The sequence below is a fragment of the Rheinheimera sp. 1928-s genome (assembly GCF_029269265.1).
Classification (GTDB): domain Bacteria; phylum Pseudomonadota; class Gammaproteobacteria; order Enterobacterales; family Alteromonadaceae; genus Pararheinheimera.
This window is the reverse complement of the sequence record NZ_JARIXP010000003.1, coordinates 55,151-71,568: the sequence shown is the minus strand read 5'-3', so window position 1 is coordinate 71,568 and position 16,418 is coordinate 55,151. Positions and strand designations below refer to the sequence as shown.

16 protein-coding genes are annotated in these 16,418 nt (G+C 47.3%); 7 read left to right on the top strand and 9 right to left on the bottom strand.

Annotated elements, in window-relative coordinates; translation table 11 throughout:
* Positions 1–152 precede the first annotated feature (152 nt).
* The gene (speE, locus tag P3C17_RS08040) at positions 153–1,007 is read left to right on the top strand and encodes a polyamine aminopropyltransferase (RefSeq protein WP_300928933.1); all 855 of its coding nucleotides are present in this window, start codon (positions 153–155) and stop codon (positions 1,005–1,007) included.
* Between the two features lie 32 nt (positions 1,008–1,039).
* Positions 1,040–1,714 (top strand): hypothetical protein, encoded by a 675-nt coding sequence (locus tag P3C17_RS08035; RefSeq protein WP_300928932.1) that lies wholly within the window; start codon positions 1,040–1,042, stop codon positions 1,712–1,714.
* Positions 1,715–1,745: 31 nt separating this feature from the next.
* On the opposite strand, the gene P3C17_RS08030 is transcribed toward P3C17_RS08035, so the two are convergent.
* Both P3C17_RS08030 and P3C17_RS08025 read right to left on the bottom strand, forming a co-directional pair.
* A complete protein-coding gene (locus P3C17_RS08030; RefSeq protein ID WP_300928931.1) occupies positions 1,746–2,594 on the bottom strand; it encodes an EamA family transporter in 849 nt (282 codons plus the stop codon).
* Between the two features lie 99 nt (positions 2,595–2,693).
* Entirely contained in the window at positions 2,694–3,344 is a 651-nt protein-coding gene (locus P3C17_RS08025) for an OmpA family protein (protein ID WP_300928930.1), read from the bottom strand.
* Between the two features lie 256 nt (positions 3,345–3,600).
* Between P3C17_RS08025 and proB the strand changes: the two genes are divergently transcribed.
* The 3 genes from proB to P3C17_RS08010 all read left to right on the top strand — a co-directional run bounded on the left by proB (position 3,601) and on the right by P3C17_RS08010 (position 6,516).
* Positions 3,601–4,719, top strand: a complete 1,119-nt coding sequence (gene proB / locus P3C17_RS08020) for a glutamate 5-kinase (RefSeq protein WP_300928929.1) — start codon at positions 3,601–3,603, stop codon at positions 4,717–4,719.
* A gap of 2 nt (positions 4,720–4,721) precedes the next feature.
* Complete coding sequence (locus P3C17_RS08015) at positions 4,722–5,972, top strand: glutamate-5-semialdehyde dehydrogenase (protein WP_300928928.1); 1,251 nt, start codon at positions 4,722–4,724, stop codon at positions 5,970–5,972.
* A 91-nt stretch (positions 5,973–6,063) separates the two neighbouring features.
* The gene (locus tag P3C17_RS08010; RefSeq protein ID WP_300928927.1) at positions 6,064–6,516 is read left to right on the top strand and encodes a hypothetical protein; all 453 of its coding nucleotides are present in this window, start codon (positions 6,064–6,066) and stop codon (positions 6,514–6,516) included.
* On the opposite strand, the gene P3C17_RS08005 is transcribed toward P3C17_RS08010, so the two are convergent.
* On the bottom strand, positions 6,513–6,758 hold the full coding sequence (locus P3C17_RS08005) for a DUF1272 domain-containing protein (RefSeq protein ID WP_300928926.1): 246 nt from the start codon (positions 6,756–6,758) through the stop codon (positions 6,513–6,515). The genes P3C17_RS08010 and P3C17_RS08005 overlap by 4 nt on opposite strands.
* Before the next feature lie 168 nt (positions 6,759–6,926).
* On the opposite strand from P3C17_RS08005, the gene P3C17_RS08000 reads away from it, so the two are divergent.
* On the top strand, positions 6,927–8,009 hold the full coding sequence (locus tag P3C17_RS08000) for a glycerol-3-phosphate dehydrogenase/oxidase (protein WP_300928925.1): 1,083 nt from the start codon (positions 6,927–6,929) through the stop codon (positions 8,007–8,009).
* Here P3C17_RS08000 and argA read toward each other — a convergent pair.
* The 5 genes from argA to P3C17_RS07975 all read right to left on the bottom strand — a co-directional run bounded on the left by argA (position 8,004) and on the right by P3C17_RS07975 (position 13,001).
* Positions 8,004–9,323 (bottom strand): amino-acid N-acetyltransferase, encoded by a 1,320-nt coding sequence (argA, locus tag P3C17_RS07995; RefSeq protein WP_300928924.1) that lies wholly within the window; start codon positions 9,321–9,323, stop codon positions 8,004–8,006. The genes P3C17_RS08000 and argA overlap by 6 nt on opposite strands.
* Positions 9,324–9,624: 301 nt before the next feature.
* Entirely contained in the window at positions 9,625–10,470 is an 846-nt protein-coding gene (locus P3C17_RS07990) for a hypothetical protein (RefSeq protein WP_300928923.1), read from the bottom strand.
* 317 nt (positions 10,471–10,787) lie between these two features.
* The gene (locus P3C17_RS07985; RefSeq protein WP_300928922.1) at positions 10,788–11,939 is read right to left on the bottom strand and encodes a glutathionylspermidine synthase family protein; all 1,152 of its coding nucleotides are present in this window, start codon (positions 11,937–11,939) and stop codon (positions 10,788–10,790) included.
* 6 nt (positions 11,940–11,945) lie between these two features.
* Positions 11,946–12,560 carry a DUF1190 domain-containing protein gene (locus tag P3C17_RS07980; protein WP_300928921.1) on the bottom strand — a complete coding sequence of 205 codons (615 nt, stop codon included), beginning with the start codon at positions 12,558–12,560 and terminating at the stop codon, positions 11,946–11,948.
* Positions 12,561–12,587: 27 nt separating this feature from the next.
* Positions 12,588–13,001 carry a DUF350 domain-containing protein gene (locus P3C17_RS07975; protein ID WP_300928920.1) on the bottom strand — a complete coding sequence of 138 codons (414 nt, stop codon included), beginning with the start codon at positions 12,999–13,001 and terminating at the stop codon, positions 12,588–12,590.
* A 177-nt stretch (positions 13,002–13,178) separates the two neighbouring features.
* Between P3C17_RS07975 and P3C17_RS07970 the strand changes: the two genes are divergently transcribed.
* Positions 13,179–14,804 (top strand): methyl-accepting chemotaxis protein, encoded by a 1,626-nt coding sequence (locus P3C17_RS07970; protein ID WP_300928919.1) that lies wholly within the window; start codon positions 13,179–13,181, stop codon positions 14,802–14,804.
* 54 nt (positions 14,805–14,858) lie between these two features.
* Here P3C17_RS07970 and P3C17_RS07965 read toward each other — a convergent pair whose 3' ends face one another.
* Positions 14,859–16,361, bottom strand: coding sequence for a tryptophan halogenase family protein (locus P3C17_RS07965; RefSeq protein ID WP_300928918.1), 1,503 nt, complete (start codon positions 16,359–16,361; stop codon positions 14,859–14,861).
* Between the last annotated feature and the right edge of the window lie 57 nt (positions 16,362–16,418).

Sequence of the window (16,418 nt, the reverse complement as noted above, 5' to 3'; positions counted from 1 at the left end):
GCTGTGAAAAAAACATGAAAAGTTTGTCTCATAGTGCCCTGACTGGCAAAATACCCCCAAAGTCTTTGAAATTGCAGCACGGCGTAGCTAATGCAGGTGCAGTTTCATACGAGTCTGGGACATCCAGCTTAGTTTATTTTGAGGAGATAAGTATGTCGGGCGACAATAAATGGTTCACCGAAATTTTTGCGGCCAGTGGCAGTGCTTTTGGTTTAGCCATTACAAAAAAACTGGATGAGGTGCAGTCGCCTTTTCAACATATCGAAATGTTTGAAACCACCCATTTTGGCAATCTGATGGTGATAGACGGCGTGATTATGCTAAGCAGCCGTGACAATTTCCTATATCACGAAATGTTAAGCCACCCGGTGTTATTTACTCACCCCGCGCCAAAACAGGTGGTGATTATAGGTGGTGGTGACTGCGGTACTTTGCGTGAAGTACTAAAACACCCGGATATCGAACAAGTCACTCAAATTGATATCGACGAACAAGTCACCCGCATGGCGGAAAAATACTTTCCTGAACTCTGTGCATCCAATAACGACCCACGCGCTACGTTGAAATTTGCCGACGGTATCCAGTTTATGCGTGACGCTGAACCGGAATCTTTGGATGTAGTGATCGTCGACTCCACCGACCCTATAGGCCCGGGCGAAGGTTTATTTAACCGTGCTTTTTACGAAAGCTGCTTAAAAGCACTGCGCCCTGGTGGCATTTTAGTGCAACAAAGCGAGTCGCCTCTTATTCATATGCCACTTTTAAAAGCCATGCGCGATGCCATGTCAGGCGCTGGTTTTGCTGATTTACAAAGCCTGCTCTTCCCGCAGATGGTATACCCATCCGGCTGGTGGACTTGTACTTTGGCTCGTAAAGAGGCCAAATTTGACGGCTTCCGTGTTGAAGCTGCACAAAACCCTGCGTTTGAAACCCAGTATTACAACGCCGAAGTGCATCAAGCCGCTATGGCTTTGCCTAATTTTGTCAAAAAGGCTTTTGCAGAGTAATAGCAACCTAGCTTGAACCAGGGACAGTTAATATGAAATGGATTTTTGCGGCAGTTGCAATCTTGGTGATAGGACTGTTGGCTATAAAAGGCAGTGATTGGCTACCAGCAGCAGAGCTTAAAATTGATGATCATATCAGTGTGATAGTAAATCCTGCAGAACCAACTGCATCGGCTAATAAGGTTCTGGCAAGGCTGGATACAGACTTAGTTCCGGAGCATGTGGCGCAGTTGCCTCAATCTGAAGCTGTTGAGTTGTCTTCAGCACTGTGCCTGGAGGGCCGCGGTTGTACTTTGGACCTACACGAAAACTGGCATCTGAAGCTGCTCAATAACGATGGTGGCTTGTTAAGCTCTGAACTTGAGGCTGTGTTTAAAAGTCGGAATTTTATTGAGGCAGCAGAGCAGTTGCATTACTCCAGACAAAAAGCTGATGACCACAAAACTGAGCTGAAACTTGAACAGCTGATGTTAATTGCAGTGAAAAAATTTCAGGCCGAGCCCCAAGCTTTAGGTTGCAGAGATAACATTTGTCTGCTGCAAATCAATGTGCCAAGAGACATTAAGGTTGATGACGTGCGTAAGTCGCTTATGGACCCAGATTTATCCTGGCACATGCTGTCCATGTCCAAACAAAAAAGTAAGTACAACTGGAGCCTGCGGTTTGTTGCCACTGTTGATGACAAAGTGGTTTTATCCAAACCTTAAACAGGCGATGTGTTATGAGCGCAGTGCCGCCCTACAAATTTTTCTGCCTGCTTGCCCAGGCTAAGCTGGCTAAAATCAGTGCTGAACCTGCGGATAAAGTCCACCAGTTGACGTTATGTTGCCAGAATACAAAATTCACTACTAAGCCTGCAGGGATCAAGACGTTATTCATCACGGCCAACTGATTCGCATTGACCTGCCTGGCTCCTGCATTCCATAACCAGTAACCTAAACCTGAAGCCACTACACCCAGCCAGACTAAAATGCCGTAATCCAGAGTGGTCGTCGGCATTTTGTTCCAGTCGGCAAATAAAACTGTGGCCAGCAAACTGGTAATCGTTGCGCCGACAAAAAACCAGCCGAAGTTATAACGCTGCGCGCCTGTAGAGCCTAAATTCAGTTGACGATAAGCCACCTGACCAAAAGCAAAACATAAGTTAGCGGCCTGTATCAGCAGCAAACCCCACCAAAAATCTGAGCTTAAGTTGTGATACCGAATCACTAAAGCGCCCAAAATGGCCAGCAGAGCAGGACCTAACCAACGAAGGTGTAACTTTTTATAACGCCAGAAATAATCCAGTATCGAGATATACACAGGGGTCAGAATGGTAAAGAGCAGCACTTCAGCCACGCTCAAATACAAAAAACTGTGATACAGCAGCAGGTACATCAGCCCCAGTTGGATAGCGCCTATGGCGGCAAGAGCCATAGCCTGAGGTTTAGAACTGGTGCTTTTGAGTAACCAGGGCAGGAACAATAACAGAGCCAACAGCATGCGGCTGCTGACGGCCAGATAAGGGTCAACCCGGCCTGCCAGAAACTCGCCAATCAGGGAGAAACTAAAAGCCCAAATCAGCGTAACTAACCACAATAAACCCATAAAAAACTCCGGTGTGCTGGGCTGAAAATTCAGCGGCAGCATAGCCGGAGTTTTGCGTTTTTAACAGCTTTAGCCTAAGCCATTAGGGCGACGGCTAAATTACTGGGTGATTGCTTCGATATGTATCTCAACGCGGCGGTTCATTGCTCTGTTGCTTTCAGAGTTGTTTGGCACAGCCGGGTAGCTTGGGCCTAAACCCTGAGTTTCAATACGAATCGGGTTCAGGCGCTGTGCTACTAAATAATCTTTCACACTTTCAGCACGTTTTTTCGACAATTGCATATTGTAATCGTAAGTGCCTGTGTCGTCGGTATGGCCGCTGATCACTAACAGAGTTTTATCGTATTCGCCCAGCACTTTAGCTACATCATTGAGTACCGGATAGAGCTGTGGCTGAATGGCTGATTGATTCACTGCAAAAGTAATTTGTGATGGGATTTCTAAACGTAAAATATCGCCGTCACGATGCACTTTGACACCAGTGCCGGATAACTGATCACGCAAGGCCATTTCCTGATTGTCCATATAACGGCCCACAGCTGCACCGGCTAAAGCACCAATAGCAGCACCTATCGCCAGCCTTTTATTTTTATGGTTGCCTGTGGCTTTACCCAGCACAGCACCCACACCTGCACCAATAGCGGCGCCTTTGGCGGTGTTTTGGTTTTCCGGCGCTATGTTCATGCTGGCACAACCTGATAAAACTAAAGTGCTGAATAAGGCGACTAAACCTAACTGTTTGGCTTTCATGCGAAATCTCCTGAATTTTTGTGACGCAATTGTACCTCAGTTCAACTGAATTAGCGCTGAACTAAAAACATTGCCCGTAGCAATATTTAACAACGCGGAGCTTTGGCCCTTTAGGGAGAGCACCATGGATGGCGGCGAATAAAGCTAGGGTCAGATCACATTGTGAACGATAAATGTGATCTGACCCCATTTTCTTCATAGACATATATACGTCTAAACCAGTATGCTCGGGTGGTTAAAAAATAACTGGAGATAAATGGGTTTTATGGCAGGGTTAAAGTGGCGACGTCTGGTGCTCAAAGTGGGCAGTGCCCTGATTGCACCGGAAGCAAAAGGTTGCTCCACCCGTTATTTGCTGGCTATCGCTGGGTTTATCAGCGAATGCAGGCAACAAGGGGTTGAAGTGGTATTGGTATCCTCAGGTAGTGTGGCTGCAGGCCGCGCCGCGATTCCCTTTGTCCACCACCCCTTACCCATTAATGTGAAACAAGCTATGGCTGCTGTGGGCCAAACCCGCATGATGCAAAGCTGGCGCAATTTACTGGATGTGGATTGTGCGCAAATTCTGCTGACGCATGATGATTTACAGCACCGTAATCGCTATTTAAATATCCACAATACGCTGCGTACTTTGCTCGATCACGGCGTGCTGCCGATAGTGAATGAAAACGATACTGTGGCGACAGCTGAACTCAAAGTGGGGGATAACGACAACCTTGCCGCTTTGGTGGCGACAGTTGTAGATGCCGACGCCTTGATTATTTGCTCTGATGTCGATGGTTTATATACCGCCAATCCACGTTCGGACAGCAGCGCTTTGCTTATTCCTGAAGTGCATCTGATCACAGCAGAAATTTATGCCATGGCCGGAGGCAGTCATCATTTGATTGGTACAGGCGGCATGACCACTAAGTTGCAGGCTGCCAGCAAAGCGACCTCGCAAGGTATTGATACCTTAATTATTAATGGCCAGAAAGCTGATAGTTTTGCGGCACTCTTGGCAGGCAAAGCCTGTGGCACGCTGTTTCATAAGCAGCAAGAGCGTTTAAGTGCAAAAAAACACTGGTTATTACACAGTTTAAAAACCCGGGGTGAGCTACAGCTCGACAGTGGTGCTGTGCAGGCGTTATTGCATAAAGGCGCCTCTTTGCTGCCAAAAGGTATCAGCAGCATCAGTGGTGATTTTGATAAAGGTGATGCGATTTGGTTGTGTGATCAAGCTGGTAAGCAACTGGCCAAAGGCATCAGCCAATACAGTGTATCTGAGCTTGGTAAAATCCGTGGTGTGCATAGCCAGCAGATTGAAAGCATTTTGGGGTATTGCCCAAGCGAAGTAGTAGTGCACCGCGACGATTTAGCACTGGTGGAGGGCTGAGCATGAGCGATGTAAATATTAAAGCCATTTGCCAGCAAGCCAAGCAAGCGGCGTTGCAACTGGCGCAGTTATCCGAAGCCGATAAAAACCAGTTATTGCTGGCGATGGCGGATCAGCTGGAAGCCGATACTGCTTTGATTCTGGCGGGCAATGCCAAAGATATGGCGGCCGGGCGCGATAAGCAGTTGGCGGAGGCTATGCTGGACCGTTTGTTACTGACCGAAGATCGGATTAAAGCTTTAGCCAACGCAGTGCGTTATATCGCAGCTTTACCTGATCCTGTAGGCCAAATCCGTCAGATGGCACCACGGCCTAATGGCATTCAGGTCGGTAAAATGCGTATTCCGCTTGGCGTTATCGCGATGATTTACGAAGCCAGGCCTAATGTCACGGCAGACGCTGGTGCTTTGTGTTTAAAATCAGGGAATGCGGTGATATTACGTGGGGGCCGTGAAGCTCTGCAGTCCAGCCTGGCTATTGCCGCTTCCTTGCATAAAGCCATGGCGCAACAGGGCATAAACCCAGCTGCCATTAGCGTGATCCCAGACCCCGATCGGGCTTTATTGCTGGAATTACTGCAACAAAAGGACAGTGTCGATTTAGTGATACCCCGAGGTGGTGAAGGTTTAATTCATTTTGTCAGCGACAACAGCAAAATTCCGGTCATTCAGCATTACAAAGGCATCTGCCATTTGTATGTTGATAAAGCTGCTGATTTGGATAAAGCCATGGCCTTGTTATTAAACGGCAAAACTCAGCGTCCCGGTGTTTGTAATTCGCTGGAAACTTTGTTGGTGCACCAGGCGGTAGCACCGGAGTTTTTAGCTTTAGTGTCTGCGGCTTTTGAAGAGAAGCAGGTAGAAGTCTTTGCCTGCGACTTGTCTTTGCCCTATTTCACTGGGGCGACCAAGGCAGATGAGACTCAGTTTGATACCGAATATTTGCGTTTAGCCATGTCGGTAAAAACAGTGGCTGATTACGACGAAGCTGTGGCTCATATCCAGCGCCACAGCTCAGGTCATACTGAAGTCATTTGCACTCAGGATATCAGCACAGCACAACGCTTTTTAAAGCAAATTAACAGTGCTGTGGTGATGGTGAATGCGTCCTCACGGTTCAGTGACGGCGGCGAGCTGGGGCTAGGGGCAGAAATTGGTATTTCTACCTCTAAGCTGCACGCCTACGGCCCTATGGGGTTGGAATCCCTGACCACTGAGAAATACATAGTGATAGGCGACGGTCAAACTCGCTAAAGCTGGTTCAAGTTTATTGAAGTGGCGCCGATAACAGAGTGGATTCTCTGTTTTCGGTGCAAAGCTGATGATAAAAATGGACTTAAACCAGATGCTTAATTTGAGCATTCAAAATGTATTTTCTGCACCGACGCAGGCAAGGCCTGTTTCGGCTAACAACACCTCAGAGCCGGAAAAAGACAGCAGTAAAGCTCCTGTCGGTATTCATGTCGATCTGTCGCCGCTGGGTTTAGATCAATCCAAAAAAGCCGAAAGGGACAAAGATATTGATGAAAGTGAACTGCCTGACAACGTGAAGCAGGCTCTGAAAGCTATTCGTGATAAGCAGGAAGAGCTGGAGAAAAAACAACAAGAACTGCAACAGCTGATGAGTAACAGTTCTATGCCGCCTGAAGAAAAACAGGAAAAAGTAAAAGCGCTACAAGCGGAAGTCAGTAGTTTGAGTCGCGGCTTGGTTGACGCGAAAAATAATTTAGTCAGCTCAATGGAAGATCAGGGCTTAACTGAACAGCAAATTCAAACCGCCATGGCGCTGATGAACTAAGACGCTGTTTTTGTTTTGCAATCAAGTTTACACACCCGTACCGCTGAAGGTGGATTGGCTGCTAGTTTAGAGGCAGGGCGTATCGGCCTTCTGACCAGTTCCCCACTGCAGTTTGGACAAATCCCAGCTAGCTTATTTTTACAATCTGGGCAAAAAGTGCACTCAAAAGAGCAGATATAAGCCTGATCTACTGGCGCTAAATCCGCATCACAACATTCGCAATTGGGTCTGAGTTCTAACATCAGTATCTCCTCTCATTTCTTTTAACCTATTTCAACAGAGACACCTTCAGCTGTCTGCCAGCATTCAAGCCAGATCATGCTGCTTATCAGCCAGCTAAAGCCTGCGAAGCAGTTCGACAAAGCTGCTCTGTTCTGCTTTGATAGATCAAAGACTTAATGGATTTGCATATGAAAATAGCTGTCATAGGTGGTGGTATTAATGGCTTGTCATCCGCATGGCAACTGGCTTTGGCTGGTCATAAGGTGACGCTGTTTGAACGTGACGAGCTGATGCAGGCGACCAGTAAATCCTCCTCCAAATTACTGCATGGCGGTTTACGTTATCTGGAGCAGGGCGAGTTCCGGCTGGTGCATGAAGCTCTGCAGGAAAGGCGCTGGTGGCTGAAGAAAGCACCGCATTTAACCAAAAGATTACCGCTGTTGTATCCCATTTATCAGAAGGGTCAAAGACCCCGCTGGCAAATCAAAATTGGTTTGTGGTTGTATGACTTGCTGAGTGGCAAAAAAGGCATAGGCCGCCATCGCTGGCTGTCGGCAGAGCAAGCAAAACGTTGCTCGCCTGAATTAAAAACCGATGGTTTAACAGGGGCTTATTTATTTTTTGATGGCCAGATGGACGACAGAAAACTCGGGCTCTGGGTGGCAACACAAGCCATCAAAGCTGGGGTACAAATTCATCAGCATTGCCCTGTCAGTCAAATTACTGCTACTGGTGGGGTCTTTGCCGGGAACAGTTCTGACTGGCAAGTCTTTGATCTGGTGGTGAATGTGGCAGGCCCATGGAGTAATCAGCTGCTGGAGCAGTCTGAACTGCCAGTGCAACAAGCTTTAGACTTGGTGAGGGGCAGTCATTTATTGCTGCCAGCCGTCAGCCGATATGGCCATATGCTGGAAGTGCCGGGTGAGCGCCGTATTGTGTTTGTATTGCCTTATCAGGGGCAAACTTTGTTGGGCACCACAGAAGTGCGGCAAAGTCTGGCAGAACCTATAGAGTGCAGTGACGAAGAGCAGAGCTATTTACTGAAGCTGTATAACCATTATTTTGTCGGTCAGAAAACAGCAACAGATGTAAAAGACAAATTTGCTGGAGTGCGGCCTTTATTAGGTGGTAGCGACAGTGCCAGCACGGCCAGCAGGGAATACGCATTAAACTGGCAACAGCAGTTATTAACAGTGTCAGGTGGGAAATGGACTACAGCCAGAGCTTTGGCCCTGACTGTAGTGGAACAGGTGCAACAAAAAGATTTATAAATCCAGTGCCAGTATTTTTGAGCGGCGCTGGTAGTTATACAACTGCTGTTTTTTCTCTGGTAAATCCTGCACAGTCACCAGTTCAAAACCATGCTCCTGGAACCAGTGAATACTGCGGGTGGTCAGTGCAAACAAGCGGTAATATTTACGCTGCCGTGCCAGCTGAATAATGTTTTTCAGCAAAGCGCTGCCACGGTCTGCATCACGGTATTGTTCATGCACTGCTAAGCAGGCAAATTCACCGACATTTTCTTCCGGAAATGGATAAAGCGCGGCACAACCGATAATTAAACCATCACGTTCAATCACGACAAACTGATCGATTTCCATTTCCAGTTGCTCGCGCGAGCGGCGAACTAATAAACCTTGCTGCTCCAACGGGCGGATCAAATCCAGAATACCGCCGATGTCAGTGATACTGGCGGCACGCAAACGTTCGGCCGCTTCAGTCACAATTTGGGTACCAATACCGTCACGGGAGAATAATTCCTGCAGCATGGCACCATTTTCGCCGTAGCTGACTAAGTGACAACGGGGCACGCCAGAGCGACAGGCTGTGACGGCTGCATGCAAAAAGGCGATAGTGGCTGTGCAGGCATCGTCTTTTTGTTCCATCTGCCACATTAAATGTTCAGCATAATTGGGCATCAACTCTGCGGTAATATCGCCATCTTCACCGACAATACCGCCAGCTTCGTTAAAACCGATAATTTTTTCCGCTTTGAGTTTAATGGCAACCTGAGTGGCAATTTCTTCGGCAGTCAGATTAAAACTTTCACCTGTGACCGAAGCTGCAACAGGACCCATCACGACAATGCCGTTGTTATCCAATTGACGCCGAATACCCTGTACATCAATACGACGCACCCGGCCGCTGTGTAAATAGTCGATGCCATCGTCCACACCTAAAGGCTGGGCTATCACAAAGTTGCCACTGACTACGTTGATTTGCGCATTGTGCATAGGAGTATTGCTTAAGCTCATCGACAAACGAGCGGTAATATCCAGTTGCAAAGAACCTGCGACTTGTTTGATCACACGGAACGAATCATCGTCCGTCACCCGAATGCGGTTGTGGTAATCGCAATTTAAACCGGCCTTTTCCAGCGCCTTATTAATTTGTGGCCGGGCACCATACACCAGCACTATTTTAATGCCGAGCGTATTAAGCAAAGCTATGTCATTAATAATGCTGCGAAAGCCGGGCTGATCTATGGCTTCACCACCCAGCATCACCACAAAGGTTTTGCCACGGTGAGAATTCACATAAGGGGCAGACTGACGAAAGCCATCAACAAGTTCTGTAGTGCGCACTATGGTTTTGTTTCCTTCTGGCAAAAACAAAAATAAGACTAGGGCTGCCTTGTGACAGGAATACGACAGCAACTTAAGCATAGCAAAATAATGCAAAAGCTATAGCTGACGCTGTATGGGCAGTACAAATGAGCGCGCACTTTAAACAATTTTGGATAAATAACCAACAGTTAATTTGCATGGGGACTGTGTTTTTGTAAAACATATTTTATATCAATGCTTTATGTTTTACCTTCGAGTGTTGTTATTCATTGTTGTGGGTTGTTATGTTTCTTTGTTGCATGAATATTAAGTTTATCCATTAAAAAGGGCAGGCTGGATGCTGTTGCAAAGTGGCGGCGGCGATTTGACGTAAAAACTGTTGTTGCTCAGAGCTTAAAGGAATTTGCGGAAAATACGCCAGCAATTCGGCATTGTTTCCTGTGATGCTTTGATAAAACACCAAAGCTGTCAGAAAAGTACCAGCCAAAGCCGCATGATTGCCATCCGCCTCATGCAATATCATCTGAGGATCTTGCTGCAATACCTTGTCCCAGGCCATACCAACAGGCGCAACACAACCAGGCTCAGTCGCCACAATAGACTGATGCAACTGATGTACACGGCTGCCTTCTGTGCTGTTGCCATCCTGACCATGTTCCGGAAATAACACGGGGGTGGCGTTTTGCGCTTTTACCGCCCTAAGCCAAATCAGGCTGTCATTTACAGGGTAGCTATAAAGGCCAGAGGTAGAGTACTTCTGGCCTTGTAAAATCACATGGCTCCAGCTCAAAGACTGCAATAACTTTAAATCCGCAGTGCCAGATAAACGCTCATCCAGATAAGCATAACCATCAGCCACAGTCATATCCACCAGAGCCCCTGGTCGTCCTGCCAGAATCAGTTGCCGGATCAAGCCAGGCATATTGTGTGAGCGCACATGGCTGTTGCCAAACATCAGGATTTTATAGTGATCGACATACCTGTTATCCGGCACTTCAGCAGCCAGTGGCAACTGGCCAAAGTCAGGATTATTCGGAGCAACCTGACCACCGCCGCCAGTAATGTCTGTTGGAGTAGTCGCACCGCCACCACAAGCGGTCAAATACAGGCAACTTGTGGTTGTCATCGCCAAGAGGAAAAGCTTCAGTATGCTGATTCTGTTCATAAGTACGCTCTGCGCTTTGTGCGCTGTAACAGGAGTAGTCGACAGCATGAGAGCCAAAGTAAAAAAAAGCCTTACTTTTACAGGAGAAAAAGCGGATAAATACCTGATAGCAGGTTGGTGAATTTGGATATGTATTTCAATTGAATGGATTGGTTAAATAGACTCTACGGATATAAGTAAATAAAAAACTACGAATTGATTGAAGTGAGGACGTCAGTCGTACTTTTATCTCAGCGGTTAAGTAAATACGTGATCATGGTTCGAACCAGAAATGCTGGAAAAAAGCTCTGGCTGCTAAAGCAACCAGAGCCTTCGCATCAATCCAAAATTATATGCGGCAAAAATCTGGAGCTGTCTTTGGTGATCAGCGAATTGTCTTCGCGAATACCAATACCTGCTGCGCTGTTGCCTACGACCCAGCTGCCTATCATGGTGTAGCTGTCACCAAATTTTGGTAGTGGTTGAAACTTCTGGCGGATAAAAGCTGAATCGGCGTAAGGGCCTGGTTCACTGATTTTTTCGCCGCTTGGCGTCACTAATTCAACATTAGCGCCTTCACGGGAAAACAGCGGTTTACGTACCCAGCCTGCGCCAAAACTTTGGCCTGGTTGTTCAAAATGGCTTTCCAGCAAATTCGGGTGGCCCTGATGTTTTTGCCACAGCAAGGGCAATATGCCTTTGTTGGATAACAACATTTTCCAGCCGGGTTCCAACCATTGGGTTTGGCTGCTTAAGATGACGGACGCAAAATCTTCCTGCACCATAAATTCCCATGGGTAGAGTTTAAATAACCCCCCTATAGCGTACCCGTCCAGATCCACCAGTTGACCACTGGCTTCACCTAACTGTTCCAGTTCGATAAAACGGCTGTCGAGACCTGCTTGTTTGGCGATGTCCATCAGGTACATCACTGTGCCTTTGTCCTCTATGCTGTTGGCCACAGAAGCAAAATACAAAGGGTTGGCCAATGGCAACTCAGCAAAAGCGGTTTCGAGCTGGTCTTGCAAGGAGTTAAATTGATCAGCGCCTTGTGGCACTTTGCCGCGCATGATCTGATCTTCCAGCCATACCCACTGGAAAAAACCGGTTTCAAATAAAGAGGTAGGGGTGTCGTAGTTTAGTTCCAGCAATTTAGCCGGGCCATTACCGTCGTAAACTAAATCCAGCCGGCCGTATAAAGACGGCGCTTTAGCGCGCCAGGATTCGGCAACAAAATCCCAGAACTTTTCTGGTATAGCGAGCTGCTGCAGTTTTTCTTCATCGCCGATAATGTCATCCACCAAACCTAAAGCCATTTGATGCAGCTCTTCGGTGGGGTCTTCTAAATCTTGTTCTATCTGGCGCAGGTTAAACTGATAATAGGCAGTTTCATCCCAATAGGCTTCGCCGTCAAAGGTATGGAATTCAAAGCCAACAGATTCAGCATAAGAGCGCCAGCCAGGGCGCTCATCACAAGCTACTTTTTTCATTGCCTGTTAACCACCAAAACTTTTGGTTGGGCTGGAGCGTTTAGCGGCCTGAGCACCAAAACCACCACGATTCACAGTACCAGCTGCTTTAGGTTGTACTGAGGATGGCTTGATATAGGTTGGGCCTACACCTCTGGCTACAGGTGTATTGGTTGCAGTACGGAAAGTGCTGCGGTCGTCCCGTGATTTATACAAAGGTTGAGCCTGGACTGGTTGCTTTAGTTGGCCGCCTGAACGGTTCAGCATTTGGCCTGCTAAAAAGCCCATCATCATCGGCATAAAAAAACCGCCACTGGAAGCCTGAGCCTGTTGTGCTGGCTGCTCTGTACCAGCTGCCGCTGCGGCCTGAGCCGGAGTTTCACACTGACCAACACCAAAGTCAGTTTCACAGGAGGCTTTGTCGGTATATTTTGGCGCAACCTGAGTATGCATAGTCAAAGCCTGGTTTAAATCGGCACGGCATTGCTCAGGATTAAAATAGGCTGCACATTGATCAACGGTTTCAAAAGCTGCAGTTTGCACTGCTTCTTCCTGACCACAGCCTGCCATTAAAAAAGTTGCAGTAGGCACCATTAACACTAAAGCTGCCTTTTTACTGCGTTTAAGCACTTTTTGTTTCATCAGTGACTCCTCAATAGGTTATGCAGGTTAATACGTCATGCTGGCGGAGTTAATCAAACCTATGGCAATAGAACAACCGGCGGAAAACACACCAGCTGCTACTTCGCCTTTAGTGATACGTTCCGGTAGCTGTTTCAAAGCAAAACGTACTACAGCAAAAGTTAATACTTGCACCACCAGAGCTATAGCACCCCAGATAGCACAGTCGGCTAATGACAGTGAATGAGTGATAGCGCTGGACAATGGCAAGGCAAAACCAATTAAAGCACCGCCAAAAGCGACAGCGGCAGCACCGTTATTTTCTTTGATTAAGGCTAATTCGTCGTGTGGCGTGATCCAGGTGTAAAAGCGGCAAAATAAAGCCACCAATAAAATGGCCAGAAAAAAGAAGCTGATAAAGTCCGGGAAACCTGCCACAGAGGCCAATAAAGTGTCACTCATTATAAAATCCTTTCTTTAAGTTAGGGTGCTTTGCCGATGATCCAGAAAAGCCGGACAAAAGGCAACAACTGAATCCAGACAGATTTTGACTTTCGCCCTTGAAGCTGTGAGTTTTAGGCTATGCTCAATAAAAAAGCCAAGCCGCTAAGTAACTGATCTGTTAAGGAGTTCACCTCAATGTTAAATCAAATGTCGGTAAAAATCCGCTTGTTGGTATTGGTCTGTGTGCCATTACTGGTGTTAATTGCCATTAGTTTGATTTCGGTCAGGGAAATGGGGCATTTAAGTGACGGAGCGACCAGTATCTATGAAGACCGTGTAGTGCCTCTGAAACAAATTAAACAAGTAGCGGATGCCTACGCTGTGACTTCAGTGGATTTGTTGCATAAATATCGTGGTGAGGTCATTACTGCCGGGGAAGCTGTGCAGCAGTTGCAGCAACAAGGCGAGTTGGCGGATCAGGTCTGGCAAGCTTATCTGGCAACCAGCTTAACCACAGAAGAAGCTGGGCTGGCTGAAAAGGCCAAACAACAAAAATTGTTGTTCCAGCAACGCTTGCAGCAATACAGGGCGCAGATTTCTGATGGGTCTTTAATGCAGCGCAGTGCCAAAGATTTTAATACAGAGTTGTATCAATTGGCTGACCCGCTCAGCGCGTCTTTAGCGGCGTTAATTGATGTGCAACTGGTCGAAGCTGAGAAGTTTAAAGTGGCGGCGGCAGAGCAGTATCAGTTTTTCCTGAAGTTGTTTGTTATTGCTTTGCTGCTGGTTTTTATTTGTTTAGGCGTTTTGTCCTGGCTCATTTATCGCTCTATTCACAGTCCGCTGAATCAATTACAGCAGGCCATTTCCATTGTGGGGGATAAATCCGATTTACGTATCCGGGCGCAAGTGACAGGCACTGATGAAATTGCCGTCACAGCTCGTGCTTTTAATCAAACCATTAGTCGTGTCCATCAGTTTTTTACTGAATTAGCAGATGCGGTGTCTCAACTGGCGGCTGCTTCAGAAGAAATGAGCCAAATCAGTCAGCAGGTCAGCGGCACGGCTTTTGAGCAGGAACAGCAGGCGAATTTAATAGCTACAGCTGTCAATCAAATGTCGGCAGCTATTCAGGAGGTTGCTAACAGTGCTTTGGCGACTTCTGAGCAGGCCAATGAGGTGGATCAGAAAACCCAGCAGGGCTATCAAAAGGTGATGCAAAATGTCGGCTCCATTGAGCAGTTATCTACTGTGGTGAATGGAGCCAGTGTGGTGATTGAGCAATTGAATGGCGAATCGGAAAAGATCACCCAGGTGCTGGCCGTGATCCAGACTATTGCAGGCCAAACCAATTTACTGGCATTAAACGCTGCCATTGAAGCTGCCCGCGCCGGTGAAGCAGGCCGGGGTTTTGCTGTAGTGGCCGATGAAGTACGAACTTTAGCCACCAATACGCAAAAAGCCACTGAGTCTATCCGCGCTATGATTGATAACCTGCAGGCATCTGCCCGGGAAGCTGTACAGGCCATGGCGCAATCTGGTCAATATGCCAGCAGCAGCGTAGTCAATGCGCAGGAAGCCGGCGCTGTGCTGGAAGACATTAAATCTGCAGTCGGCACTATAGTGGACATGAATGTGCAGATATCCGCAGCAACGGAGCAGCAAACCATAGTGGCTGAAGATATTAACAAAAATATCAGCGAGTTTAGTGTCAGCATTGGCGAGATGACCCGCAGCGCAACCCACAGCGCAGATGCCAGTACTTCATTGGCACAGTTAGCGAGTCGTTTGCAACAGCAAGCGGCTTCGTATCGGGTGTGAGACATCCTTATAAGGGCCATTCTGCTGGCCCTTATAAGGTTTATCTGACCGGCTTTATCTGCGTTGTACTAATAGCTGTTCGATACTGTGTTGGTGGCTTGGCAGCTTGTCAACGATGTCTGTCACTATCAGTTTTAAATCCTGCATAAACTGCTGTAGTTTTTCAGACGGAACCTGATTAGCCAAAGGATGGTGTTGCTGTGGTATCAGGTTTTGTCCCAGCATCACTTGTTGCCAGGCCACTTCACTGAACAGATCATCCTGCTCACGTTGCACTACCGCACTTTGGCGAAACAGTTCCATTTTTTGGGTCAGGCTGTCAGGGACACTCATAGTGCGGCAATAGCGCCAGAACTCACTGTCATCTCTTTGAGTCTGGTGGTAGTGCAGAATAATAAAATCCCGAATTTGCTCAAATTCAGTGACAGACTGCCGGTTGTATTGGTCGCGCTGGCTGGCATAATCGGTTGTTGCCGGAAACAGCTTTGCCAGCCGGATAATGCCTGATTGAATTAAATGCAAACTGGTGGACTCCAGCGGCTCAAGAAAACCGCTGGCAAGACCTAACGAAATACAGTTTTTATGCCACTGCATTTTGCGTCTTCCCGTCGTAAAACGAATGGGACGTGGCTCGGCCAGAGCGTCACCTTCTAAATTGCTCAGTAAATGCTGTTGTGCTGACTCATCATCCATAAAGTCGCTGCAATACACCACACCATTACCTGTGCGGTGCTGCAGTGGAATACGCCATTGCCAGCCTGCCTGATGTGCTATAGCTCTGGTATAAGGGACTGCAGCGCTGCGGTTTGCGCTTGGCACCGCCAATGCTCTGTTACATGGCAGCCAGCGGGACCAGTCTTCATACCCTGTTTTGAGAGTTTGCTCTGCCAACAGCGCCCTGAATCCTGAACAATCAATAAATAAATCGCCCTGAATGACGTGTCCGTTTTCCATCACTAATGTTTGGATATCGCCACTGGTTTGATCCTGGGTGACAGAGGCAATTTTTCCTTCAATACGTTTAACACCTTGCTGTTCGCTCAGTCTTCTTAAGGTTGCAGCATAAAGCGAAGCATCAAAATGGTAGGCGTAACTTAACTGTTTAAATGGCGTGCCGGGGAGTTGGTGTAGTGGTGCAAATTTGTTGCGGCTTGCTGCCTGATAACAAGGGGAATAATCCCAGTAACTATCAGTGAACCCTTGTTGTTGTGCCCTTAGCCAGAAATGATGAAAGCTGGTCAGCCCTAAGTCTTTGCCAATATCACCAAAGGCATGCATATACTTGTCACCCTGCTGACCCCAGTTTTCAAATTGGATCCCGAGTTTAAAGGTGCCTTTGGTTGACTGGATAAAATCGGCCTCTTTAATGCCTAAAGCCTGATTAAATAATAAGATCGGCGGTATTGTGGCTTCGCCCACACCAACAATACCAATCTCTTCAGATTCAACCAGCGTGATTTGCAAATGATGGGGAAAAAGTTTGGACAACATAGCTGCAGTCATCCAGCCGGCAGCTCCTCCTCCGGCTATAACCAGATGTCGTATTGGTGTAGGCATGTATATCTCCACATATAAAAAAGGCCCCTGAGCCAAGATACAGCAGCAGGGGCCTCT

Excerpts from the sequence above, each read along its gene's own strand:
- speE (WP_300928933.1), top strand. The coding sequence starts at position 153 with ATGTCGGGCGACAATAAATGGTTCACCGAAATTTTTGCGGCCAGTGGC.
- P3C17_RS08035 (WP_300928932.1), top strand. The coding sequence starts at position 1,040 with ATGAAATGGATTTTTGCGGCAGTTGCAATCTTGGTGATAGGACTGTTG.
- P3C17_RS08030 (WP_300928931.1), bottom strand. The coding sequence starts at position 2,594 with ATGGGTTTATTGTGGTTAGTTACGCTGATTTGGGCTTTTAGTTTCTCC.
- P3C17_RS08025 (WP_300928930.1), bottom strand. The coding sequence starts at position 3,344 with ATGAAAGCCAAACAGTTAGGTTTAGTCGCCTTATTCAGCACTTTAGTT.
- proB (WP_300928929.1), top strand. The coding sequence starts at position 3,601 with ATGGGTTTTATGGCAGGGTTAAAGTGGCGACGTCTGGTGCTCAAAGTG.
- P3C17_RS08015 (WP_300928928.1), top strand. The coding sequence starts at position 4,722 with ATGAGCGATGTAAATATTAAAGCCATTTGCCAGCAAGCCAAGCAAGCG.
- P3C17_RS08010 (WP_300928927.1), top strand. The coding sequence starts at position 6,064 with ATGCTTAATTTGAGCATTCAAAATGTATTTTCTGCACCGACGCAGGCA.
- P3C17_RS08005 (WP_300928926.1), bottom strand. The coding sequence starts at position 6,758 with ATGTTAGAACTCAGACCCAATTGCGAATGTTGTGATGCGGATTTAGCG.
- P3C17_RS08000 (WP_300928925.1), top strand. The coding sequence starts at position 6,927 with ATGAAAATAGCTGTCATAGGTGGTGGTATTAATGGCTTGTCATCCGCA.
- P3C17_RS07990 (WP_300928923.1), bottom strand. The coding sequence starts at position 10,470 with ATGAACAGAATCAGCATACTGAAGCTTTTCCTCTTGGCGATGACAACC.
- P3C17_RS07985 (WP_300928922.1), bottom strand. The coding sequence starts at position 11,939 with ATGAAAAAAGTAGCTTGTGATGAGCGCCCTGGCTGGCGCTCTTATGCT.
- P3C17_RS07980 (WP_300928921.1), bottom strand. The coding sequence starts at position 12,560 with ATGAAACAAAAAGTGCTTAAACGCAGTAAAAAGGCAGCTTTAGTGTTA.
- P3C17_RS07975 (WP_300928920.1), bottom strand. The coding sequence starts at position 13,001 with ATGAGTGACACTTTATTGGCCTCTGTGGCAGGTTTCCCGGACTTTATC.
- P3C17_RS07970 (WP_300928919.1), top strand. The coding sequence starts at position 13,179 with ATGTTAAATCAAATGTCGGTAAAAATCCGCTTGTTGGTATTGGTCTGT.
- P3C17_RS07965 (WP_300928918.1), bottom strand. The coding sequence starts at position 16,361 with ATGCCTACACCAATACGACATCTGGTTATAGCCGGAGGAGGAGCTGCC.